Origin of the sequence: Methylobacterium longum (genome assembly GCF_022179385.1) — a bacterium.
In the GTDB taxonomy this organism is placed as follows: domain Bacteria; phylum Pseudomonadota; class Alphaproteobacteria; order Rhizobiales; family Beijerinckiaceae; genus Methylobacterium; species Methylobacterium longum.
This window is the reverse complement of sequence record NZ_BPQS01000005.1, coordinates 61,473-82,633: the sequence shown is the minus strand read 5'-3', so window position 1 is coordinate 82,633 and position 21,161 is coordinate 61,473. Positions and strand designations below refer to the sequence as shown.

At 72.7% G+C, this 21,161-nt stretch carries 22 protein-coding genes; 6 read left to right on the top strand and 16 right to left on the bottom strand.

The window, feature by feature from the left end; all coding sequences use genetic code 11:
* The first annotated feature begins 63 nt into the window (after positions 1-63).
* A complete protein-coding gene (locus MFF58_RS06385; RefSeq protein ID WP_238286101.1) occupies positions 64-834 on the top strand; it encodes an SDR family NAD(P)-dependent oxidoreductase in 771 nt (256 codons plus the stop codon).
* Positions 831-2,603: a class I adenylate-forming enzyme family protein gene (locus MFF58_RS06380; protein WP_238286099.1), complete on the top strand. Its 1,773-nt coding sequence runs from the start codon at positions 831-833 to the stop codon at positions 2,601-2,603. Before MFF58_RS06385 ends, MFF58_RS06380 begins: the two co-directional genes overlap by 4 nt.
* Here MFF58_RS06380 and MFF58_RS06375 read toward each other — a convergent pair.
* Positions 2,570-3,217 carry a hypothetical protein gene (locus MFF58_RS06375; RefSeq protein WP_238286097.1) on the bottom strand — a complete coding sequence of 216 codons (648 nt, stop codon included), beginning with the start codon at positions 3,215-3,217 and terminating at the stop codon, positions 2,570-2,572. The genes MFF58_RS06380 and MFF58_RS06375 overlap by 34 nt on opposite strands.
* A 181-nt stretch (positions 3,218-3,398) precedes the next feature.
* On the opposite strand from MFF58_RS06375, the gene MFF58_RS06370 reads away from it, so the two are divergent.
* The 3 genes from MFF58_RS06370 to MFF58_RS06360 are packed head-to-tail and all read left to right on the top strand — an operon-like array spanning position 3,399 to position 6,178.
* Positions 3,399-3,644 carry a ferredoxin gene (locus tag MFF58_RS06370; protein WP_238286095.1) on the top strand — a complete coding sequence of 82 codons (246 nt, stop codon included), beginning with the start codon at positions 3,399-3,401 and terminating at the stop codon, positions 3,642-3,644.
* Positions 3,644-4,915, top strand: a complete 1,272-nt coding sequence (locus MFF58_RS06365) for an NAD(P)/FAD-dependent oxidoreductase (protein WP_238286093.1) — start codon at positions 3,644-3,646, stop codon at positions 4,913-4,915. The genes MFF58_RS06370 and MFF58_RS06365 overlap by 1 nt, the downstream gene beginning before the upstream one ends.
* Positions 4,916-4,924: 9 nt before the next feature.
* Positions 4,925-6,178, top strand: coding sequence for a cytochrome P450 (locus tag MFF58_RS06360; protein WP_238286091.1), 1,254 nt, complete (start codon positions 4,925-4,927; stop codon positions 6,176-6,178).
* A 159-nt stretch (positions 6,179-6,337) separates the two neighbouring features.
* Here MFF58_RS06360 and MFF58_RS06355 read toward each other — a convergent pair whose 3' ends face one another.
* From MFF58_RS06355 to bchO, 4 genes are all read right to left on the bottom strand, one after another.
* Complete coding sequence (locus MFF58_RS06355; protein ID WP_238286090.1) at positions 6,338-6,934, bottom strand: DUF1989 domain-containing protein; 597 nt, start codon at positions 6,932-6,934, stop codon at positions 6,338-6,340.
* An 8-nt stretch (positions 6,935-6,942) separates the two neighbouring features.
* Positions 6,943-7,689, bottom strand: coding sequence for a guanitoxin biosynthesis heme-dependent pre-guanitoxin N-hydroxylase GntA (gene gntA / locus MFF58_RS06350; RefSeq protein ID WP_238286089.1), 747 nt, complete (start codon positions 7,687-7,689; stop codon positions 6,943-6,945).
* A gap of 304 nt (positions 7,690-7,993) precedes the next feature.
* The gene (locus MFF58_RS06345) at positions 7,994-8,779 is read right to left on the bottom strand and encodes a gamma-glutamyl-gamma-aminobutyrate hydrolase family protein (RefSeq protein ID WP_238286088.1); all 786 of its coding nucleotides are present in this window, start codon (positions 8,777-8,779) and stop codon (positions 7,994-7,996) included.
* A 161-nt stretch (positions 8,780-8,940) separates the two neighbouring features.
* Entirely contained in the window at positions 8,941-9,843 is a 903-nt protein-coding gene (bchO, locus tag MFF58_RS06340; protein ID WP_238286087.1) for an alpha/beta fold hydrolase BchO, read from the bottom strand.
* A gap of 210 nt (positions 9,844-10,053) precedes the next feature.
* Here bchO and MFF58_RS06335 point away from each other — a divergent pair, with 210 nt between their 5' ends.
* Complete coding sequence (locus tag MFF58_RS06335; protein WP_238286086.1) at positions 10,054-10,200, top strand: hypothetical protein; 147 nt, start codon at positions 10,054-10,056, stop codon at positions 10,198-10,200.
* Between the two features lie 37 nt (positions 10,201-10,237).
* Here MFF58_RS06335 and MFF58_RS06330 read toward each other — a convergent pair whose 3' ends face one another.
* From MFF58_RS06330 to bchM, 11 genes are all read right to left on the bottom strand, one after another.
* On the bottom strand, positions 10,238-11,992 hold the full coding sequence (locus MFF58_RS06330; RefSeq protein ID WP_238286085.1) for a magnesium chelatase subunit D: 1,755 nt from the start codon (positions 11,990-11,992) through the stop codon (positions 10,238-10,240).
* A gap of 199 nt (positions 11,993-12,191) precedes the next feature.
* Positions 12,192-13,202: a magnesium chelatase ATPase subunit I gene (bchI, locus tag MFF58_RS06325; protein WP_238286084.1), complete on the bottom strand. Its 1,011-nt coding sequence runs from the start codon at positions 13,200-13,202 to the stop codon at positions 12,192-12,194.
* A 173-nt stretch (positions 13,203-13,375) separates the two neighbouring features.
* Positions 13,376-14,593 (bottom strand): 5-aminolevulinate synthase, encoded by a 1,218-nt coding sequence (gene hemA / locus MFF58_RS06320; protein ID WP_238286083.1) that lies wholly within the window; start codon positions 14,591-14,593, stop codon positions 13,376-13,378.
* Between the two features lie 200 nt (positions 14,594-14,793).
* The gene (gene puhE, locus MFF58_RS06315) at positions 14,794-15,588 is read right to left on the bottom strand and encodes a putative photosynthetic complex assembly protein PuhE (protein WP_238286082.1); all 795 of its coding nucleotides are present in this window, start codon (positions 15,586-15,588) and stop codon (positions 14,794-14,796) included.
* 1 nt (position 15,589) lies between these two features.
* Positions 15,590-16,693, bottom strand: coding sequence for a magnesium-protoporphyrin IX monomethyl ester (oxidative) cyclase (gene acsF, locus MFF58_RS06310; protein ID WP_238286081.1), 1,104 nt, complete (start codon positions 16,691-16,693; stop codon positions 15,590-15,592).
* Positions 16,690-16,986, bottom strand: coding sequence for an O2-dependent cyclase accessory protein (locus MFF58_RS06305; protein ID WP_238286080.1), 297 nt, complete (start codon positions 16,984-16,986; stop codon positions 16,690-16,692). The genes acsF and MFF58_RS06305 overlap by 4 nt, the downstream gene beginning before the upstream one ends.
* A complete protein-coding gene (gene puhC / locus MFF58_RS06300; RefSeq protein ID WP_238286079.1) occupies positions 16,986-17,501 on the bottom strand; it encodes a photosynthetic complex assembly protein PuhC in 516 nt (171 codons plus the stop codon). Before puhC ends, MFF58_RS06305 begins: the two co-directional genes overlap by 1 nt.
* Before the next feature lie 13 nt (positions 17,502-17,514).
* Entirely contained in the window at positions 17,515-18,165 is a 651-nt protein-coding gene (gene puhB, locus MFF58_RS06295) for a photosynthetic complex putative assembly protein PuhB (RefSeq protein WP_238286078.1), read from the bottom strand.
* Positions 18,162-18,941, bottom strand: coding sequence for a photosynthetic reaction center subunit H (gene puhA, locus MFF58_RS06290; RefSeq protein WP_238286077.1), 780 nt, complete (start codon positions 18,939-18,941; stop codon positions 18,162-18,164). The genes puhB and puhA overlap by 4 nt, the downstream gene beginning before the upstream one ends.
* 18 nt (positions 18,942-18,959) lie before the next feature.
* Positions 18,960-20,390: a BCD family MFS transporter gene (locus MFF58_RS06285; RefSeq protein WP_238286076.1), complete on the bottom strand. Its 1,431-nt coding sequence runs from the start codon at positions 20,388-20,390 to the stop codon at positions 18,960-18,962.
* Entirely contained in the window at positions 20,387-21,145 is a 759-nt protein-coding gene (bchM, locus tag MFF58_RS06280; protein WP_238286075.1) for a magnesium protoporphyrin IX methyltransferase, read from the bottom strand. Before bchM ends, MFF58_RS06285 begins: the two co-directional genes overlap by 4 nt.
* Positions 21,146-21,161 lie beyond the last annotated feature (16 nt).

Sequence of the window (21,161 nt, the reverse complement as noted above, 5' to 3'; positions counted from 1 at the left end):
GATCGAAGGTCTTGGAATGAGGGTGGAGGCCCTGCGCCGCACCATCCGGAGCAGAGCTGTGCCATGTCCCTGTTCGATCTGACCGGCAAGGTCGCGCTGATCACCGGCTCCTCCCGCGGCATCGGGCGGGCGATCGCCCTGCGGATGGCCGAGCACGGCGCCCGGGTGGTGATCTCCTCGCGCAAGCGCGAGGCCTGCGCGGCGGTCGTGGCCGAGATCGAGGCCGCGCACGGGGCCGGCCGGGCCGTGGCGATCCCGGCGAGCATCTCGGTGAAGGCAGAGCTGGAGGAGCTCGTCGCCGAGACCGAGAACCGGCTCGGTCCCGTGGACGTCCTGGTCTGCAACGCCGCGAGCAATCCCTATTACGGGCCGCTCGCCGAGATCTCGGACGCCCAGTTCCGGAAGATCCTGGACAACAACGTCCTGTCGAACCACTGGCTGATCCAGAAGGTCGCCCCCGGCATGATCGCGCGGCGGGACGGCGCGATCGTCATCGTCTCCTCGATCGGGGCGCTGAAGGGTTCGCCGGTGATCGGCGCCTACAACGTCTCGAAGGCCGCCGACCTCCAGCTCGCCCGCAACTACGCGGTGGAGTACGGTCCGGCCAACGTGCGCGTGAACTGCCTCTGCCCGGGGCTGATCCGCACCGATTTCGCCCGCGCCCTGTGGGAGGATCCCGAGATGCTGGCCGCCACCACGGACGCCGCGCCTCTGCGCCGGATCGGCGAGCCCGACGAGATCGCCGGCGCGGCCGTGTTCCTGGCCTCCCCGGCCGGCCGGTTCGTCACCGGACAGGCCCTCGTCGTCGACGGCGGCGTGACCATCGCCCGATGAGCGCCGATTCCCGCATCCCCGCCGGCTGGCCGGCCCTGCCCTTCCGCGACGCGGAGGCGCGGCTCACCGCCCCGGGCTCGCACTTCGAGATCGCGACCACGCCGATCCGCGGCGTGCCGACCCGGATCTGGGTGAAGGCCCCGCCGACCCTGCGCGACCTGTTCCGGATCGCCCAGGGCCACGGGGACAGGACCTTCGTGGTCTACCGCGACGAGCGCGTCACCTTCACGGGCTTTTCCCGCGCGGCGACCGCGCTGGCGCGGGCGCTCACGGCCGCCGGGATCGAGAAGGGCGACCGCGTCGCCATCGCGATGCGCAACCTGCCCGAATGGCCGGTGAGCTATTTCGGCGCGCTCCTCGCCGGGGCGATCGCGACGCCGCTCAACGCGTGGTGGACCGGGCCCGAACTCGCCTACGGGCTCCGGCATTCCGGGGCGCGGGTGCTGATCGCCGACGGCGAGCGCTTCACCCGGATCGCTCCGCACCTCGGCGAATGCCCGGCCCTGCAGCGGGTCCTCACCACCCGGATGGAGCCCGATCCCCGGGCGACCCCGCTCTCCGACCTCGTCGGCCCGCCGGCCGACTGGGCCGGTCTGCCCGACGCGCCCCCGCCCGACATCGCCCTCGGTCCGGAGGACGACGCGACCCTGTTCTACACCTCGGGCACCACCGGCCAGCCGAAGGGCGCGGTCGGTACCCACCGGGCGGCCGCCACCACCGTCATGGCCTATCCCTACTCGGCGGCCCGCACATACCTCCGCCGGGGCGAGAGCCCGCCGAAGCCCGATCCGTCCGCGCCGCAGCGGGTCGCGCTGCTGGTGATCCCCCTGTTCCACGTCACCGGCTGCCACGCGAGCCTGGGCGCCGCGCTCTACGGCGGACACAGGCTGGTGATGATGCATCGCTGGGACGCGAGCGCGGCCCTCGACCTGATCGAGGCGGAGGGCTGCACCAGCGCGGGCGGCGTGCCGACCATCGCGTGGCAGCTCGCCACGGCGGCCCGGGAGGCCGGGCGGCCGCTGCCGAGTCTCGACGCGATCACGTACGGCGGCGCGCCCGCGGCCGGCGACCTCGTCCGGACCCTGGGCGCGGTTCTGCCGCGGGTCGTCCCCGGCACCGGCTGGGGCATGACCGAGACCTCGGCGACCTTCACCCATCACCAGGGCGAGGATTACCTCGCCCACCCCGATTCCTGCGGGCCGCCCCTGCCGGTCTGCGAGGTGCGGATCGTCGATCCCCTCGGGGAGGCGCTGCCGCCCGGCGCGGTCGGCGAACTCTGCGTGAAGGGCCCCAACGTGGTCCGCGGCTACTGGAACGACCCGGACGCCACCGCGGACGTCTTCTCCGAGGGCTGGCTGCGCACCGGCGACCTCGCCCGCGCCGACGCGGAGGGGTTCCTGACCATCGTCGACCGGATCAAGGACATGCTGATCCGCGGCGGCGAGAACATCTATTGCTGCGAGGTCGAGAACGCCCTCTACGCCCATCCGGACGTGATCGACGCCGTGGTGCTGCCGGTCCCCCATCCGACGCTGGGCGAGGAGCCCGGCGCCATCGTGGTGCTGGCGGAGGGGGCGGCGACCAGCCCGGAGGCGATCCGCGCCTTCGCGGCCGAGCGGCTCGCAGCCTTCAAGGTCCCGGTGCGGATCGTGGTCTGGGACGGGCTCCTGCCCCGCAACCCGGCCGGGAAGGTCCTGCGTGCGTCCCTGCGGTCGATCTTCGCGGAACCGTCCGATCAGTACGGCTCGCCCCCGTCGTCGGGGCGGTAGACCCGCAGGGTCCGGCCATCGGGGAACTGCACCGTCCGGCGGCGCACCACGAGGTAGCCGGCGGCCTGCGCGCTGCTCAGGCGGTCGAGGCGCTCGTCGGTGTAGCCGGGCATGTAGCCGGGCATGTAGCCGGAGCCCGGGCCGTACCCGTAGGCGCGGTAGCGCGCGTAGGCCTCCGCGGGCGGGCGCGGCGGAGCGGCGGCGACGAATTGCGGGTCCCGGATCGCGCGGACGGACGCGGCGGCGCGGGCCGGGCGCGCCGTCGCGGCCAACCGCTTGGTCGCCCGCGCGGACGTCGGCGGGGATTTGTGCGCGGCCTGCCGCACCGGCGCACGGCGCGCCGCCCTGCGCTCCGCGGGGGCCGGCTGGGCGGTCCGGGAGATGGCGGCGGGCGTAGGTGCGGACGTGGCTGCGGACGTGGCTGCGGACTTGGCTGCGGCAGGGGTCGTGGCGGCCGCAGCCGGGGCGTTCCGGTCGGCGGGGGGCTTGCCGGCGGCCGGCTTGTGGGTCGGCGGATCCGTCCAGGTCGTCCCCTGCGCGGGCTCGGCGGAGGCGCCTCCGAGACCGAGGATCAGCATGAGGGCTGCGAGATTCGTTCGCGCACCGTGCGGCATGGTGCCCTCCTGAGGTCGCGGCGCATCTGTCAGGTCCGCGGGGCGACGCAACAATAGATCGAACGGCGACGGAGGGGAATCGCGCCGCTCGATTTACCGGGGGCCATTTGAAGACTTGTCCTGCGATGATGAACCGGATCGGCGCCGCGGAACTCGCGGCCGCCGGCGCGGTTGCCTCGCCATGTCCCTTCCTGCCGATGCGTCCTCCGGCTCCCGCCCCGGCCTGCGGGTGAGCGTCGACCTCAACCTGTGCCAGGCCTACGCCCAGTGCTGCTACGCGGCGCCACGGCACTTCCGCATCGACGGCCACGAGGCCCTCTTCTACGATCCTGCTCCCGCCGCCGAGGATCGGGCCGACATCGAGCGCGCGCGCGTCGCCTGCCCGGTCCAGGCGATCCGGGTCGAGGATCCGGAGCGCGGCGCCTGATGGCGCAGACCCCTTTGCGCGCCGTCATCGTGGGCGCAGGTCTCGCGGCCCTGCGCGGGGCCGAGGCGCTGCGGGAGGCTGGGTTCACCGGCACGCTGACGATCGTCGGCGATGAGCCCTGCCGCCCCTACGATCGGCCGCCGCTCTCGAAACACGTCCTGGCCGGCGCCATCCCGGCCGACGCCACCACCCTGCCGGGCAGCCTCGGCCTCGACGCGGACTGGCAGCTCGGCAACGCCGCGACCGGCCTCGACCGGGAATCCCGGACGGTCCGGCTGGCGGACGGGGGCACCCTCCCGTACGACCGCCTGCTGATCGCCACGGGCACCCGCGCCCGCCCCTGGCCGAACCCGCACGAGGGTCGGCTCGCGGGCGTCTTCACGCTCCGCGGGCGCGACGATGCCGCTGCCCTGCGTCGGGCGTTGGCGGCGGGCCCGAAGCGCGTGCTGGTGATCGGCGGCGGCTTCATCGGCTGCGAGGTCGCGAGCCTGTGCCGGCAGCTCGGCCTGCCCGTGACCCTGGTGGAGCCCGGCCCGACGCTCCTGGCGCGCGTCCTCGGCAGCACGATCGGGGCCTTCATCGGGGCGATCCACGAGGGCCACGGCGTCGACCTGCGCTGCGGCCGCGAGGTCGAGTGGCTGGAGGGGGCGGAGGGGCGGCTGGTTCGCGCCCACCTCGTCGACGGCGCGCGGATCGACGCGGACGTCGCCGTCATCGCGCTGGGCGCCGTGCGCAACACCGCGTGGCTGGACGGGTCCGGCCTGTCGGCGGATCCGGGCGGGGTCGATTGCGACGCGGAGGGCCACGTGCTCGACGCGGCGGGACGGCCCGACCCGTGCATCGCCGCGGCCGGCGACGTCGCGCGGTTCCCCCACCCGCTCTACGACGGCCAGCGGGTGGCCCTGGAGCATTGGAGCCACGCGGTCGCGCAGGGCCTGTACGCGGGCCGGCTGCTCGCCGGGGCGGCCCCCGGGCGGACCTACGGCGCGCTACCGACCTTCTGGTCGACGCAGGGCGATCTGGTGGTGAAGTCCGCCGGGCTGACCCAGGGCGCCGACGCGGTGGCGATCACGCAGGGGGACCCGGCCGCCGGCCGCTTCGTCGCCCTCTACGGCCGCGCGGGACGCTGCATCGCGGCCGTGTCGGTGGATGCCGCCCGCTGGCTGCCGGCCCATGCCGAGCTGGTCGCGGCCGGCGCACCATTCCCGCCCCGCGGCACCGCGACCGACCGGCCGAAGGGCGTCGCAGTGGTCGCGCCGGGCTTTCCCTGAGGAAACCGCATGCCCGACGCCACCCTCCTCGACCAGGTCAAGGATTTCGCCAACCGCGCGAACCCCTATCCGGTCTACGCGAAGCTGCGGGCGAATCCCGTCTCGCGCCAGGACGACGGCACCGAGGCGGGGACCTGGGTCGCGTCGACCCACGGCACCATCGCGAGCCTGCTGCAGGACCCGCGGGTCAGCTCCGAGACCCTGCCCCCGGCCGACCGGCCCCGCACCGGCAACCCGTTGACCGACCTGATCGTCAAGCCCCTCAAGGACTGGATGATGGACCGGCACCGGGTGTTCATCTTCCGCGACCCGCCGGATCACGACGCCCTGCGCTCGGCCGTGATGCACCAGTTCTCCCGCGAGCGCGTCCAGGCGATGCGCACGCGCTCCGACCGGCTGGTGGCCGATCTGCTCAACGAGAAGTGCGGCGCCCGGGAGATCGACGCCGTCGACGACCTCGCCTACCCGCTCCCCGTCACGGTGATCTGCGAACTCTTCGGCGTGCCGCGGGAGGACGAGCCGAAGTTCCACGGCTGGGCGACGCAGCTCGCCACGGCGCTCGAACCCGACAGCCTGTCCGATCCCGAGATCCGCGCGGCGAACAGCCGGACCTTCGACGCCATCGGCGGCTACATGGGCGACCTGATCAAGGAGAAGCGGAAGCATCCGCAGGACGACATGCTCTCGGGGCTGGCCAACCACGCCACCCCGGCGGGCGTGAAGATGGGCGATTACGACCTGATCGCCACCTCGATCCTGATGCTGGTCGCCGGCCACGAGACCACCGTGAACCTGATCACCAACGGCCTGCTCACCCTGCTGCGGCACCCGGACGAGCTGGAGCGCCTGCGGCAGGACCCGCTCCGCGCCCCGCGGCTGATCGAGGAACTCCTGCGCTACGAGCCGCCGGTGCAGTTCCGGACGCGGCGGACGCTGTCGCCCATCGACATCGCGGGGGTCACGATTCCCGAGGGCGCCGACCTCGTGCTGCTCCTGGCCTCCGGCAACCGCGACGCGGCCGTGTTCCCGGATCCCGACCGGTTCGACCCCGACCGCACCGGAATCCGGCATCTCGGCTTCGGTGGGAGCCTGCACTACTGCGTCGGCGCGCCGCTGGCCCGGTTCGAGGCCGAGGCGGCGCTCACCGCCCTCGCCGCCCGGCTGAAGGCCCCGCGCCTGATCGAGGACCCGCCGCCCTACCGCTCCGGCGCCGCCCTGCGCGGCCCGGAGCACCTGCGGGTGGCGATCGAAGGGATCGCCTGAGATCCCGACGGCGCCGCGCCCCTCGCGATGATGCTGCGCGTTGGGCCAGGCCCGGGGATGATCCAGGGATATCCCCGCGGCCGACCGACCGAAGCGGTGGCCCCGCGCATCGCCGCGCGCCCCGTGGTCCGACCCTGCGCCGGAGGGCGATCGGCTCGGCTAGCCGTCGATCCGGTAGTGGATCGGCTTGAAGCTGCCGTTGTTCGACTGGAGGGCCGAGCAGGCGGTCAGGCCGACGATCAGGTCGGTCTCGGCCACGAACACGATCCGGTCGCCCGCCCGGCTGAGCGGCGGCTCCACCGTGAGCGCCCCGGTCGTGCCGTCGATCGGCACGTTCATGAAGCAGTTGAACGCCACCGGGATCGCGTCCGGCGCGATGCCGTAGGGGGACAGCGCGGCGGCGAGGTTGCCGAAGCAGCCGCGATGCGGGTCGGTGTCGCCGTAGATGATCCGGAACGTGTCGGCCGAGCACGGGGTCAGCAGGAAGTCGTGCCGCCCCACCGTGTCCTCGACGATGCGCAGGAGCACGTTGGAGCGGTTCGAGTAGAGCGGGTCGCCGGTCGTGAGGTAGATCCTGCTCGCGTAGTCGAGGGTCCGCCCGGAGGAGATCACCTCGCCCGTGTCGTGGCGGTTGTAGGCCACGAGGTCGGCCACCTGCTCGCCGCGCGGGTCTATCACGGTCAGGCGCTGCCCCCGGTCGAGGGTGAAGGCGACGCCGGAGCGCGGTTCGATCCGCTGCACGTCCGCTTGGGTCATGGGTCGTCTCAGGCTCCGTGTCCCGGCAGGGTGTGATCGAGGGGAAGGGCCGGCGGGTGCCAGTCGTCCGGCGTGGGGGCCGGACGGCCCTGCAGCGGGCAGCGCCAGTCGGCCTCGACCACCCGGCCGCTGTACTGGCGGGCCTCCGAGGTCTCGCCGTGGCGCGCCAGCATCGGGTTCACGCTGCCGGCCAAGGCCTCGTCCCGCTCCAGGATCGAGGCGCGCAGCTTCTCGTAGCGGCCCTCCGCGCGCAAGCGCTCGAACTGCGCGTGCAGGTTGAAGACTAGGACCGGTGAGGCGAAGCGCCGTGCCGGCCGGCTCGCGTTCGGGTGCAGGCCGACCACGAAGAAGGCCTCGCCGCCGAAGCTCAGGGAGAAGTGGGGGTTGTCGGGGTCGTCCGCCACCCGGGCGTCGTGGGGCTGACCGAGCCACGCGTCCTTGTCGGTCAGGGATTGCGCCCGCGCCCAGAGGTTCCGCTCGAAGGCCTCCTCCGAGAGATCGCCCGGCCCCTCGAAGACCACCGCGAAGCTCTGGAACAGGTCGGGCTGCGTCCGGTACTGCGACACGAAGGCGAGCAGCGCCGGGTAGATGCGCATGTCGTCCCAGCCCGAGGTGATGTCGCGCGCCACAACGATCCGCATGCGCCCGCGTGACAGCGCCGATTTGGCGCCCACGCAGGGAAAGGGCGGGTTCCGGATGAAGGCGCGGAAGGCCTCGGCACTGGGGTGCTCTCGGTCGTCGCGGGGAAGCTGCATGCGGTCGGTGCTCGTCTCGTGCACAGGCCGGTCCCGGGAGGGACGGCCGTCGTGCGGGACTCCGGCAACCCGGGCACCGCCGCGCCGTTCCGACCTGCGACAGGTCGTCCGGGGACAAGGTAAATCAGCCGACCGTCCGGAAAGATCTCGCTCCTAGCCCGCAAGATATTTCGCTGTCCAATACGAGACAATAAACATATGTTAAGCCGGGGACGACGCGAAGTGCTGGCCGTCGCGAAACTCTGTGCTGCCGCGGCCGGCGCGTCGACTGCGAGGCCGGGGACGTATGCGGCAGAACGGCGGATCAGCCTTGGCGACCCGGCCGGGCGTCGCGATGCGCCGCCACCGCGCTCCCGAAGGCCTCGAACAGGGCGCGGTTGATCGGGTTCGTGATCGGGTCGTGCTCAGCGTGCCACTGCACGCCCAGGGCGAAACCCGCGGCCTCGCGGATCCGGATCGCCTCGATCGTCCCGTCCTCCGCGACGCCCTCGACCACCACCCGCGCTCCGGGCTCCAGGATGCCCTGTCCGTGCAGGGAATTCACCCGGATCGTCTCGCGCTCCAGCAGGCGGGCGAAGGCGCCGCCGGGCGTCAGGCGGACCTCGTGCCGGTCGGCGAAGATCACCTCCAGGTCCGGATGGATCTCGCCGTTCTCCAGGCGCGGCATCCGGTGGTTCAGGCGTCCGGGCAGCGTGCGGATCTCCGGATGCAGGCTGCCGCCGAAGGCGACGTTCATCTCCTGGAGGCCGCGGCAGATGCCGAACAGCGGCACGCCCCGCGCCACGCAGGCCGCGACCAGCGGCAGGGTCAGGGCGTCGCGGGCCTCGTCGTAGGGTTCGTGCGCCGCGCAGGGCTCGGCGTTGAACCGGGCCGGGTGGACGTTGGCGCGCCCGCCGGTGAGCAGGATCCCGTCCACCGTGTCGAGGAGGTCGTCGAGGCCGGTGACCGCCGGGTCGGAGGCGACCATCAGCGGCAGGGCGCCCGCCACGGCCGCCACGGCGCGCATGTTGTTCTCGCCGACGATCTGGGCTGGAAACCGGTTGTCGATCAAACGAGCGTTCCCGATGACGCCGATTACGGGTCTCGCCATCGTCCTGATCGCTCCTGTTCCGACGCTGCCGTGAATTCCACGCTCCGCGGCAGCCTCTACGGCCCACGCAAGCCCGGCGCCAGTCCCGCGGCCCGCCCGGCTGAGGCGGCCGCGCGCTCCTGCCGGGCGGGGCAACGCGGTCGCCACCGCGGGCAGACCACCTAGGCCAAGATGCCGACGGAACGCGCCTCCTCGCACAACACCGCCGCCACCCGCTCCGGATCCTCCTCGTGGGCGAGGTGGCCGAGCCTGCGGATCAGCGCCACCCTTGCGTCGGGCAACCGGTCGCGCACCGTGAAGGCGGTGTCCGGCAGGATGGCCCGGTCGTCGCCCCCGACGATCAGCAGGGTGCGGGTCGCGAGGCCCGGCAGCGCCCCGTGGAGCCCGGCGAGATCCCAGTTGGCCATCATGCCGAGGGCTCCGCGGACGTGGCCCGCCCGGGCGAAGAGCCGCCGGTAGAGTTCCACCCCCTGCGGATCGAGGCGCGAGCCCGTCCCCTCGATCAGCCGCTTGGCGGCGGACCGGTCCGCCGTCCAGGCGAAGATCTTCGGGGTGAACGGGTTCAGGAACAGGAGCCGCGCCATGCTGGGAAACAGCAGGTTGGCCGCCCCCGGCAGCGGCGCCAGGGCCCCGTTGAAGGCGGCGAGCAGGCGGGGCGCGAGGGTGCCGTCGAGGCACATCCGCGCCAGCACGGCGGCGCCGGCGGAATGGCCGGCCGCCAGCACCGGCGGGCGGCCGAGCGCCGCCACGAGGCCGGCGACGGCCCGCGCCATGCCGGGCAGCGACAGGTCGGAATCGGCCAGCGGATCCGTGAAGCCGTGGCCCGGCAGATCCGGGGCGATGACGAAGAAATCCCGGGCCAGCAGCGGCGCCAGACCGCGCCACGAATGCGTCGCCGCCCCGGTGCCGTGCAGGAGCAGCAGCGTCGGTGCGTCCGGCGAGCCGAATTCCTGGACGTGCCAGCGTAGCCCCGCCGCCTCCACGAAGCGGCTCGCGGCCCGATGCGGCCAGTCCCGGCCCTCGCGCTCCCAGTCGGGACGGTCCGGATCGAACGGCTTCAGCACGTCGCGATCTCCTGCGCCGCAACAAAGCCGGCCGGCCCGCGCCCGGGGGCGGCGCTATCGTTCAAGGGTGGAAGTATTTCGTAATGCTGAAGAATCCCATGCGGAAACCGCATGCCACCGCTGACCCCGCCCGGATTGCTGCGCTGCAACAGGAGGGGCATATCGGTCTTGCACAAGAACAAGACGCGTCCCCCGACTTTGGAGAAGGCCATGATCCTCTTCACTTCCTCGACCCAGAACATCGCCAGCCCGGCTTCCGGCGGCTGGAGCTTCGGCGCCATCGTCCGCGACATGATGAACGCCTGGTTCGCCCACCACCAGCGCCTCGCCGATCTCGGCGTCAGCGGCGACCTCTGAAGCCCGTCGCGGCGCTCCCGGAGCGCCGTCCCGGATCTCAGAGAGCCGCCCGCACCGCGGCGCTGAGCTGACCGGCCTCGGCGCGCGGAAGCTTCAGGTAGCGGGCGCCCATCGCGTCCGCGACCGCCCGGGCCTCCTCGCCCCGGCTGCCGGTATCGACCACCAGGGCCGGCAGCCCGGCCGCCCGCACGGCCCGGGCCGCCTGCAGGGCCTCCGCCCCGGCCCGGGCGCGGCCACCCTCCCCCGAGCGGGCGACGTTGGCGCGCCCGTCGGTCAGCAGCACGATCGCCGGCCGGCTGCCGCTCCGGCGCACGCCGATGGCCACCGCGACCGCCGCGTCGATGCCCGACGCCAGCGGGGTCCCCCCGCCCCCCGGCAAACCCGAGAGCCCGCGCTTGGCGCGGGTGAGGGAGCGGGTTGGCGGCAGGACCAACTCGGCGCCGCCGCCGCGGAATGCCACCAGGGCCACCCGGTCGCGCCGGACATACGCCTCGGCCAGCAGCAGCTCGACCGCGCCCTTCGCCTCCGCGAGCCGTTCCAGGGCAGCCGAGCCCGAGGCGTCGACGCAGAACACCGTGGTTGTCTCCGTCCGCTGCCGCAGGATCCGGATCCGCAGATCGTCCCGCCGCACCACGATCGGCCGCGTCGTCTGCCCCGCGCGCCGCACGGCCTGCCAGGGGGCTGCCGCCCGCAGGGTCGCGAGCAGGTCCAGACGCTCCCGCCGCGGGTCGCCCCGCCGGCTGCCCACCGGACGCCCGGTGCGGGCGGCCGCGGCCTGCCCGACGCGGCCGGCCCGCGCGGCGGCGAGGCGCTGCTGGCCGGACAGGAGCTGATCGAGGAGGTTGGGCGGGATCGCCGCCCGCACCGCCTCCAGCACGACATCGTCCGGCGCGTCCGGAATGGCCGGATCGGCCACGTCCGCCTCCGGGGGCGGATCCGCGGGCGGGTCCTCGCGGGGCGGCGCCGCGGCTTCGGGGGAATCGGGTTCGCGCGGGGGCAGGCGCGTGGCGCGCGGGGCCAGGACGAGGCGCGCGGCCACGGTGACGTGGTCCCGGCCGACCGGCCCGTCCGCCGCGAGGGCGCGCACCACGCGGGCGGCCAGGATCGGCGCGCGCAGGGACGCCACGCCGAAGGCCTCGGCCAGGGCGCAGAGACTGCCGACCGGATCGGGCTCCGCCGCGGTGGTGTCGGCTCCGGCCGCGGACGGCTCGGCCTCCGGGTCGCCGCTCCCGACGTCACTCCCCGCATCACTCCCCGCGTCAGTCCCTGCGTCACTCCCGACGCCGCTCAGGTCGATCCGGAAGGCGAGACGGTCGGCCAGCGCCTCGGCGACCGTCTCGTCCGCCTCGCCCTCGTCGAGGAGGATCAGGCCGAACCGGGCGGGCCGGTCCGCCACCGTGCCGGTGTCGAGGGCGGCCGCGAGCCGGGAGGCGGTGCCGGCGGGCAGGCGTTCCGCCATGGGCACCACGACGATCCCGCCATCCGCCTGCGCCAGCAGGCCGGCCCGCGCCACGGGGCGGCCCGCCGCCAGGGTCGCGGCGAGATCGAGGCCGCCGAGCAGGCCGTCGTCACCGATGGCGGGCGGCAGCCGGCGCCAGGGCGTGCCGGGCTGAAGCGCGCCCCGCAGGTCATCGAGCCAGCGCTCGCGCACTGGACCGGGGGCCGCGCGCACCACGGCGCCGCGGAGCCCGTGCGGGTCTGCGGCGAGCAGGCGGGCGGCCGAGCGGGCGTCGGTCCACGGGCTCGGCGCCGCGTTCACCCGCGCCTCCGCGCCGCTGCGATGCTCAGGCATGGGCCCGGGCCGGGCGCGACGGGCGCACCCGCAAAGGGCGCACCCGCGACGCGAGTCCAGGGTGCGCCGCGCTCGGCGCAGCCGCACCCCTCGTCCCGTCCCCCCGCTCTCCGGGCGCGGGGATTCCCGGTCCGCCGCTCGGCCGCGCGCCGGCCGCCGCCGCGGCGGCCCGCCCGCGCCGCGGGGCGCGGCGCGCCCGTCACGCGAAGACCTCCGCGAGCGCCCGCTCCACCCGGGCGGTGGAGCCGGATTCGTCCAGCGGGTTCCGCCGCAGGCGATGGCGCAGGGAGGCCGGTGCGATGCGGCGGATATGTTCGTCCGTGACCGCGTCGGCGCCGTCGAGGGCAGCCAGCGCCCGGGCGGTGCGCATCAGGGTGAGCTCGCCGCGCAATCCGTCGGTGCCGAGGGCAAGGCAGAGCCGCGCCGCCCGCTCCAGGGCGGCGTCCGGAACGCGCACCTCCGGCAGGCGCTCCCGCGCCAGGAGGATCCGCTTCCGGATCTTCTTCTCCTCGCCCTCCTGCGCGGCGCAGAAGGCGGCCGGGTCGCGCTCGTAGGCGTCGCGGGCGCGCACCACCGCGATGCGGGTCGGGATGTCCCTCGGGGTCACGACCTCGCAGGCGAGGCCGAACCGGTCGAGGAGCTGCGGGCGCAACTCCCCCTCCTCCGGGTTGCCGGAGCCGACCAGGACGAACCGCGCCGGATGGCGCAGGGACAGGCCCTCGCGCTCGACGGTGTTGACGCCGGAGGCCGCCACGTCGAGCAGCAGGTCGACGAGGTGGTCCTCCAGCAGGTTCACCTCGTCGATGTACAGGAACCCGCGGTTGGCCCGGGCCAGCAGGCCCGGCTCGAAGGCCTTCACGCCGGCACCCAGCGCCCGTTCCAGGTCGAGGGTGCCGACCACCCGATCCTCGGTGGCGCCGAGCGGCAGGTCCACCACCGGCACCGGTGTCTTGTGGCTCCTGCGCGGGCCGCCCGAAGCGCAGTGCGGGCAGGCCTCGGCCGGGCTGCCGGGATCGCAGCTGTACGGGCAGCCGGCCACCGCCCGCATCGGCGGCAGCAGGGCGGCGAGCGCCCGGATCGCCGTCGACTTGCCGGTGCCGCGATCGCCGAAGACCAGCACGCCGCCGACGACGGGGTCCACCGCTGCGATCAGCAGCGCCTGGCGCATCTCGTCCTGGCCGACGATCGCGGAGAAGGGGAAGGTGGGCACGCGAAGACTCGATGCTGCGGGGGGCATCCGACCCAGCCCCTCCTCCTGAGGTGCCGCAGCACAGCGGAGGCCTCGAAGGAGGCCTCCGGCGCGCGCCGCTGGCGGGAGCCCTCCTTCGAGGCCCGCTGACGCGGAGACCTCAGGATGAGGGTGCGGGTGGGAGAAGGAAACCCCTACTCCGCCGCCTTCTGCCGAAGCCCGATCCGGCCCCAGATCGTGGTCAGCGCCTCGACCAGACGGCCGATATCTGCATCCGTGTGCAGCGGCGACGGGGTGATGCGCAGGCGCTCGGTGCCGCGGGCCACAGTCGGGTAGTTGATCGGCTGCACGTAGATGCCGAACTCGTCGAGCAGGGTGTCGGAGATCGCCTTGCAGAGCACGGGATCGCAGACCATCACCGGCACGATGTGGCTGTCGTTGGGCATGGTCGGGATGTCGGCGGCCTCCAGCGCCTGTCGGACCTTCGCCACGCGCTCCTGATGCCGGGCGCGCTCGGAGCCGCTCGTCTTCAGGTGGCGGATGCTCGCCGCCGCGCCCGCCGCCACGGCGGGCGGCAGCGAGGTGGTGAAGATGAAGCCCGAGGCGAAGCTGCGCACGAAGTCGCAGAGCTTCTCGGAGGCCGTGATGTAGCCGCCGTGGACGGCGAACGCCTTGCCGAGGGTGCCCTCGATCACGTCGAGCCGGTGGGCGACCCCGTCCCGCTCCGAGATGCCGCCGCCCCGCGCCCCGTAGAGGCCGACCGCGTGGACCTCGTCCAGGTAGGTCAGCGCCCCGTGGGCCTCGGCCACGTCGCAGATCTCGGCGATCGGCGCGATGTCGCCGTCCATCGAGTACACGGATTCGAATGCCACGAGCTTCGGCCGCGACGGATCGATCAGGCCGAGCTTGCGGTTCAGATCCTCCGGGTCGTTGTGGCGGAAGATGTGGCGCTCGGCGCGGGAGAACCGGATCCCTTCGATCATCGACGCATGGTTCTCGGAATCCGAGAAGACCGCGCAGTTCGGCAGGCGCGACGCCAGGGTCCCGAGCGCCGCCCAGTTCGACACGTAGCCGGAGGTGAACAGGAGGGCCGCCTCCTTGCCGTGAAGGTCGGCGAGTTCCTGCTCCAGCAGCACGTGGTAGTGGTTGGTGCCGGAGATGTTGCGGGTGCCGCCGGCGCCCGCGCCGCAGCGGTCGATCGCCTCGTGCATCGCTCCGGTCACGGCCGGGTGCTGGCCCATGCCGAGATAATCGTTCGAGCACCAGACCGTGACCGGGCGCGTGCCGCTGGCGTGGTGGTGCGTCGCGTGCGGGAAGTTCCCGGCATGGCGCTCGAGGTCGGTGAAGACCCGGTAGCGCCCCTCCCGGTGGAGACCGGCGATCTCGGCTTCGAAGAAGGTCTCGTAGTCCATGTCGCCTCTCCCCGAACAAACCCTGCGGGTTGATCCCGCCTGTGACACCGGACTTCGCACAAGACCAGTTCCAGATTGGTGGACGTGCGTCGCCCGACTGTGATCCCCGAGGGCGTCATCCCGACGGCCGGAACGACGCTCCCTGTCTTCGTGTCCGCGCCGTCCCGGAAGCCGAAGGCCGGATACCGGGAGACGCGGACCTACACGTGATCCGGCGGTCTGGCCGTCTCCGTGGATGCCCGCGCGGGCAGGCTCCAGCGCCACAGTTCCGCCGAGGGCAGCGGCAGCATCAGGAACCAGTGCTCCAGGGTGGCGAGCGCCGTGAGCGTCGCCAGGACCGTGAAGCCGATCAACTCGTGCTCCAGCAGGTCCGGCCCCAGGGCAGCCCGCCCGAGGAGCGCCGCCGCGATGGTCCCGAGGCTTACCGAGACCGGGAACAGCAGGTTCATCGGCTTCCGGGACAGGTAGCAGGCGAGGTATCCGAGATGGTCCGGCAGGAACTCAGCGTGCAGGTTGCGCACGCCCAGGAACAGGTTGAGCCTCGCCGAGAGGTTCATCACCACCAGGGTCCCGTAGGTCCACAGGGCGAAGCGGTTCGGGCTGCCCCAGACCAGCGCCAGGATCGCGACGCCGCCGATCACGATGGCGAATTCGTGCCAGAGGCTGGTGGCGAGCGCCGCCAGGAACCGGTCGAAACCCCGCACACCGGGCGCGCAGGCGGCCGGCCGCGGGCCCGACAGGAAGCCCATGTAGTAGCTCATCTCCTGCCAGCCCCAGACCGCGAGGGCCGCCGTGAACGCCGTGTAGGCCCCCGTGGCGCTCGTATCCGCAGCACTGGCGCGGATCGCCACCAGGGCGCCGGCGAGAAGCAGCGTCGCCGCCGCCATGCTCCACGGATGGGTCCGCCGAGGGGCGTGGTCGAGCAGCAGGATCAGCCCCGTGGAGAACCACCAGAGCAGAACCGCATACAGGACCGGGGCGGCGTAGGTCCCCATGCTACCAGACCGGCTGGAGGCGGATGTCGGCCGGCAGGGCGTTGGCCTTGACGGGCAGGCAATAGAGCCGGGCGAAGGTCACGGCGGCCCGTGCGGCGTGGACGCCCTGCAGGACCTTGCCGACGGGGCCGCCCCGCGCCTTCGCATCGGTGATCGCCCGCGAGCAGGCGAGCAGCCGATCGAGCCCCGCCTTGAACTTCGGGTTGTCGAGGTCGAGTTCCAGCGGAAAGGTCTGCCGGGAGATCTCGGAGGTGATCCGGAAGACCTTGAAGTCGTAATCGCTGGGATCGACGCCCAAGGCTTTGTGGAAAGCCGGGCGGTGATGGTCGCGCACGTACATCGTGGCGAAGACCGCCAGCAGGAAGAACCGGATCCAGTAGCGGTTCACGCCGCTCGTCAGCTTCGGGTTGGCGCGCATCAGCAGCGCGAAGGCCTCGCCGTGGCGAAACTCGTCGTTGCACCACAGCTCGAACCACTTGAAGATCGGGTGGATGCGCCGCTCCGGATGCCGCTCCAGCTCACGAAAGATGGTGATGTAGCGGGCGTAGCCGATCTTTTCCGACAGGTAAGTCGCGTAGAAAATGAACTTCGGCCGGAAAAACGTGTATTTCTTGGATTTCGTCAAGAATCCTAAGTCAACGCCGATGCCGAAATCCTTCAGCGTGTCGTTGATAAAGCCGGCGTGGCGCGCCTCGTCGCGGCTCATGAAGCCGAACAGCTCCTTGATGTCCTTGTTCTTCGCACGCTTGCGCATCTCGGCGTAGAGGACGCAGCCCGAGAACTCAGCGGTGATCGACGAGACCAGGAAGTCCAGGAATTCCTTCCGCAGCTCCGGCTCCATCCGCGAGAGGTCGCAATCGAATTCCTCGTTGCGTGTGAAGTGGCGCTTGTTCGGGTCGGCGCGCAATTCGGCGATGAGCACGTCCCAGTCGCGGCGCACCGGCTCGACGTCGGTGCGGTCAAGCTCGTCGAAATCCGTCGTGTAGAAGCGCGGGCTCAGGAACGTCGTCTCCTGCGCCGAGCGGGTCGATTCGTTGATCGGGCTCTTGGGCGGCGGGCCTTGAGGGACGGGCTGGCCGGAGGGCGGGGGGACAGGAGCGTTCACAGCTTCCTCCTCTCGGAAAAACTGACCTCGTAGAGCTCGGTCAGTTCGAGATGGGCGATGAGCTTGGTCCAGGCCCGCTCCAGCGGACCGGCCCGGGTGACGGTGGCGGTGCGGCGCACACTCAGGCGCTCGCCGTAGGGTACCGAGGTCGGCGCGTCGTGGACCTGGACCGCGTCGCCGGGCTCAATCTCGAAGCCGGCATCTAGGGTCACGTGCGCGTGCAGGCTCTCGGGGGTCTGCTCGATCTCCACCGTGCAGGGCACGGTGACGGTGCGGCTGCCGAACAGGCCCATCAGTGCGTCTCCGTGACGGGGGCCCCGGGATCGGGCAGCAGCCGGGCGAAGGCCCCGGCATTCGTCGACCCGAAGGCCTCGAGGGGCACCTGCCGGCCAGTGGCCTCGTCGGCCAGCGCGAGGCGGCCGTCATCGAATCGGGTCAGGCTGAAGGGCTGCTCCGGCCCGAGGCCCCCGCGCTGGCGGGCCTGAGCGAGGCCGCGCAGGGTCCCGCGCAGGAACCCGTCCTCACCGGGGCGGATCCAGGCGACGATCTGCCGGTCGGCGGCGTTGCGCAGGGCGATCGAGCCGTCGACCTGATCCTCGGCGCGAAATTCGAGGCGCGCCACAGCCTTGGCGGCCGGCAGGGCGACGAGGCCGACATCCTCGCTACGGCCGATCAGGACCGCCAGCATGCTGAAGCCCATCAGTGCTCCCGCGCCGATCATCAGCAGCGCCGGCGCCGGTCCCGTGGCGGCCCGAGTCCTGACGGCCTGTGCCGAGGCCAAACCGGCGCCTTCCGCCCGCTCGCCCATCTCGTCTCTCCCCCTACTCGGCCGCGACGAGGCGGCCGGGATTCTCGTTGGCGCGGCCCAACTGGGCCACCCGGACCTGCGGCGCGGCGCCGTCGGCATGCACCGCCAGCGCCCGCGCCAGCAGCGCCGCCACCGCGTCGGCATCCGGCACGGACCGCATCATGGGCTCGGTCCGGGCAAGGCGCCAGGGCCGGGCGTGCGGCCACAGTTGAAGGTAGGCGATGCGCAGCCCCGGCCGCAACCGCAGAGGCAAGTCGCCGCTCCCGTCCGTGAAGGCGCGCAGGGACGCCGTGTCGATCTGTGCGAAGGGCAGGTTGTGGGTCACCGGCAGGGCGATGCCGGCTTGCAGCACGATCCGGCGGTTCGTGACCGTGTAGAGCGTCGTGCGATGGGTCAGCCACGCGAGCAGCCAGAGCAGCGCGAGCCCGGCCGCGCCGACCGCCAGGGTCGGCGCCACGACCTTCAGCGCCGCCGCGGGCGCGCCCGCGGCGAGCCCGAACGCCAGCGCGCACACGGCGAACCACGCAATCACCAATCGGGCGTGGAACACCCGCACCAGCAGCCCCGCGGTGGTCGGCGACCCCTGCCACAGGATGCGCTCGCCCGCCGGCAGCGGACCGGGCAGCCCCCGCGGGGTGCCTTCGGGAAGGAAGTCGCCGCTCATATCAGGGGCTCCGCGCGGGCCGGCGTGGCGTAGAGCGTGCCGGCGCCGAAGTAAGACACGATCCGCTCCTCCTCCAGGAAGGTGACGCTGTCCGGGTCGCGGATCGACGGGATGTCGGCGAACTGGGCGGCGAGCAGCGCCTCGGTCTTGACGGTCTTGGTGAAGCCGCCGGCCCGGCAGAACGTCGTCGGCATCAGGCGGCGGCCCCCCGTGGGCAGCTCGACCTCGTAGTAGCGGATCAGCGATTCTCCCCGATCGACCCAGACGTCGCTGACGACACCGGCCACCGCGTTGTCGGTGCCGAACACGGTCATGCCGATCGGGTTCGGCCCATCCTCGTGGATGACGAAGTTCTTCGCGACCCGCAGGGGCACGATGCGGATCTCGTTGTCCCAGGTCCGGTCGTGCACATCGTGCCGCAGCACCCACGAGCCGGGACCGACGCCGGCCTGGAGCGACGTGTCGGTGCGCTCGTAGGGAGCGCCCGGCCAGGGCTCGACCTTGCGGGCGGGAATGCCGGTCTCGATGTCGTTGCGGCCGTGCACCGCCTGCGGCGCGTAGGTCGTCTCGCCACCGGGCAGGTGGAAGGCCTTGGACCGGGGAATCAGCACCGGATCGTCCGCCTTGCGGCGCCCGACCGTCTCGTTCTCCAGAGGGTAGCCCTCGCGCCGATCCTCGCGGCGCAGCCAGAAGACCAAGCCGGCGAAGAACAGGAAGAACGCGTATAGCACGACCTGGGCGACGTCGACGTAACCTGTAAGTGCGCCGGTTGGCATGGCTGACCTCCCCGTCTCTTAGGCCGTCCGGCCGGCAAGATTGCCGCCGAGCCGGTCTCGAACCTCTGCACGCGCGTCCTCACGCACCAGCGGCCCGAGCGCCAGGAGCGCGGCGAACAGCAGGGCGATCTCGATGTGGTAGACGATGAGGTAGCCGATGGCGGGCTCGTTCATGCCCTCGCCGAGCACCCCCGACTGGGCGATGGCGCCGCCGACGTCGCGCACGAGGCCGCTGGCCGCGATCGACAGGCCGGCCGCGGTCGCCTGCACGGCGCCCCAGGCGCCGAGCGCCAGACCGGTATCCTCAGGGCCGGCCCGGTTCATCGAGGCGGTGAGCGTGCCGTGGGCGAACAGGCCGCCGCCGAGCCCGATCAGGCTGACGCCCGCGGCGAACAGGTCCGCCGAGGCCAGTGGCGCGGCGAAGACGACGGCCGAGAACGCCAGGATGCCGATACCCACTCCGACCGCCGAGACCCGGAACGGGTCGCCGCCGCGCCCGAGCCACCGCGCCGCGATCAGCAGCCCGAGGCCGCCGCCGGCGGCGAGGAGCGCGGTGAGGGCCGTGGTGGCCGCCACCGACAGATGCAGGATCTGGCCGCCATAGGGCTCCAGCAGGATGTCCTGCATCGAGAACCCCGCGGTGCCGAGGCCGATCGCCACGAGACGGCGGCGGGCGGTGCCCTCTCCCGCATAGGCGCGCCAGGATGCACCGAAGTCGCGCGGCTGCGCCGCCTGGGTCCGGTTAGAATCGCGTGGCTCCTGCTTCCACAGGGCGACGCCGTTCAGGACGATTGTCACGAGCGCTGCGCCCTGGATCACCTGGATCAGCCGCACGGGCGAGAAATGCGCGAGGCACAGCCCGAACACCACGGCGCTGGCCATCATGCCGAACAGCAGGGCCGCGCAGAGCAGCGCCACGACCTTGGGTCGCGCATGCGCGGGAGCGAGGTCCGTGGCGAGCGCCAGCCCGACGGTCTGGGTGGTGTGCAGGCCGGCCCCGACCAGCAGGAAGGCGAGCGCCGCCGCGAGGTCGCCCACCCAGAGCGGCCCGGTCGTGTCGCCCGACAGGATCAGCAGGGCGAAGGGCATGATCGCCAGGCCGCCGAACTGCAGCAGCGTGCCGAACCAGATGTAGGGCACCCGCCGCCAGCCCAGCACCGAGCGATGCGTGTCCGAGCGGAAGCCGACCAGCGCCCGCAACGGTGCGAAGATCAGCGGCAGCGCCAGCATCACGGCGACGATCCAGGCCGGTACACCCAGCTCGACGATCATCACCCGGTTCAGGGTGCCGATCAGCAGAACCGCGGCCATGCCGACCGTGACTTGGAACAGGGCGAGGCGCAGGAGACGCCCGAGGGGCAGCTCGACGGTGGCGGCGTCCGCGAAGGGCAGGATCGCCGGGCCGAGGCGCATCAGGGCGCGGGTCAGTTTCTGGGACGCAGCGATCATGATCGCACCCCCGGCACCGACGGGCTGCCGTTCTTCCTCGGAGACGGCGGGGAGAGGGCGCGCGTCAGCGCCACCGCGTTCGACAGGTAGAACCCGCTGTTGATCCGATGGCTCTGCGACCAGGCGAAGCCGTCGAGCGCCCGCTCGGATGAAATCCGCCGCCGCAGCCCCCTCTCCGTCACGGGCACGATCGCCGGCGACCGGTCCCCGCGCGGGAAGAACTTCCCGGCCGCATGCATCACCGTCAGCAGCGTGGTGCGCGGCGCCACCGTGAACAGCACCGATCCGTCCGTGCGCGCGCCCAGCGCCGCCAGCGCCCGGGCGATGTCGGCGGCGCGGTAGTGGATCAGTGAATCCATCGCCACCACGTAGTCGAAGCGGCCGAGCGCCGGATCGAGCATGTCGCCGACGCGGAAATCGATCCGGCCGGCGCCCGGGATCGCCGGAAGCCGCTCCCGTGCGAGGTCGATCAGGGTCGGCGAGACGTCGATGGCGACCACCTCGGCGCCGCGCCGCGCCGCCTCGACGCTGAGCGCGCCGGTGCCGCAGCCGGCATCGAGCAGACGCAGGCCGGTCATGTCGGCCGGCAGCCAGGAGAGCAGCGTCGCCCGCATGGCGTCGCGCCCGGCCCGCACCGTGGCGCGGATCCGGCTCACCGGGGCGTCCGAGGTCAGACGCGACCACGCCTCGACCGCGGTGCGGTCGAAGTAGGTGGTCAATTCGCCCCGGCGGGCGTCGTAGCTGGCGCTGGCCATCGGTCGCACCCCAAAC

Coding starts and splice junctions, on each gene's coding strand:
- MFF58_RS06385 (WP_238286101.1), top strand. CDS start 64: ATGTCCCTGTTCGATCTGACCGGCAAGGTCGCGCTGATCACCGGCTCC.
- MFF58_RS06380 (WP_238286099.1), top strand. CDS start 831: ATGAGCGCCGATTCCCGCATCCCCGCCGGCTGGCCGGCCCTGCCCTTC.
- MFF58_RS06375 (WP_238286097.1), bottom strand. CDS start 3,217: ATGCCGCACGGTGCGCGAACGAATCTCGCAGCCCTCATGCTGATCCTC.
- MFF58_RS06370 (WP_238286095.1), top strand. CDS start 3,399: ATGTCCCTTCCTGCCGATGCGTCCTCCGGCTCCCGCCCCGGCCTGCGG.
- MFF58_RS06365 (WP_238286093.1), top strand. CDS start 3,644: ATGGCGCAGACCCCTTTGCGCGCCGTCATCGTGGGCGCAGGTCTCGCG.
- MFF58_RS06360 (WP_238286091.1), top strand. CDS start 4,925: ATGCCCGACGCCACCCTCCTCGACCAGGTCAAGGATTTCGCCAACCGC.
- MFF58_RS06355 (WP_238286090.1), bottom strand. CDS start 6,934: ATGACCCAAGCGGACGTGCAGCGGATCGAACCGCGCTCCGGCGTCGCC.
- gntA (WP_238286089.1), bottom strand. CDS start 7,689: ATGCAGCTTCCCCGCGACGACCGAGAGCACCCCAGTGCCGAGGCCTTC.
- MFF58_RS06345 (WP_238286088.1), bottom strand. CDS start 8,779: ATGGCGAGACCCGTAATCGGCGTCATCGGGAACGCTCGTTTGATCGAC.
- MFF58_RS06335 (WP_238286086.1), top strand. CDS start 10,054: ATGATCCTCTTCACTTCCTCGACCCAGAACATCGCCAGCCCGGCTTCC.
- MFF58_RS06330 (WP_238286085.1), bottom strand. CDS start 11,992: ATGCCTGAGCATCGCAGCGGCGCGGAGGCGCGGGTGAACGCGGCGCCG.
- hemA (WP_238286083.1), bottom strand. CDS start 14,593: ATGGACTACGAGACCTTCTTCGAAGCCGAGATCGCCGGTCTCCACCGG.
- puhE (WP_238286082.1), bottom strand. CDS start 15,588: ATGGGGACCTACGCCGCCCCGGTCCTGTATGCGGTTCTGCTCTGGTGG.
- MFF58_RS06305 (WP_238286080.1), bottom strand. CDS start 16,986: ATGGGCCTGTTCGGCAGCCGCACCGTCACCGTGCCCTGCACGGTGGAG.
- puhC (WP_238286079.1), bottom strand. CDS start 17,501: ATGGGCGAGCGGGCGGAAGGCGCCGGTTTGGCCTCGGCACAGGCCGTC.
- puhB (WP_238286078.1), bottom strand. CDS start 18,165: ATGAGCGGCGACTTCCTTCCCGAAGGCACCCCGCGGGGGCTGCCCGGT.
- puhA (WP_238286077.1), bottom strand. CDS start 18,941: ATGCCAACCGGCGCACTTACAGGTTACGTCGACGTCGCCCAGGTCGTG.
- MFF58_RS06285 (WP_238286076.1), bottom strand. CDS start 20,390: ATGATCGCTGCGTCCCAGAAACTGACCCGCGCCCTGATGCGCCTCGGC.
- bchM (WP_238286075.1), bottom strand. CDS start 21,145: ATGGCCAGCGCCAGCTACGACGCCCGCCGGGGCGAATTGACCACCTAC.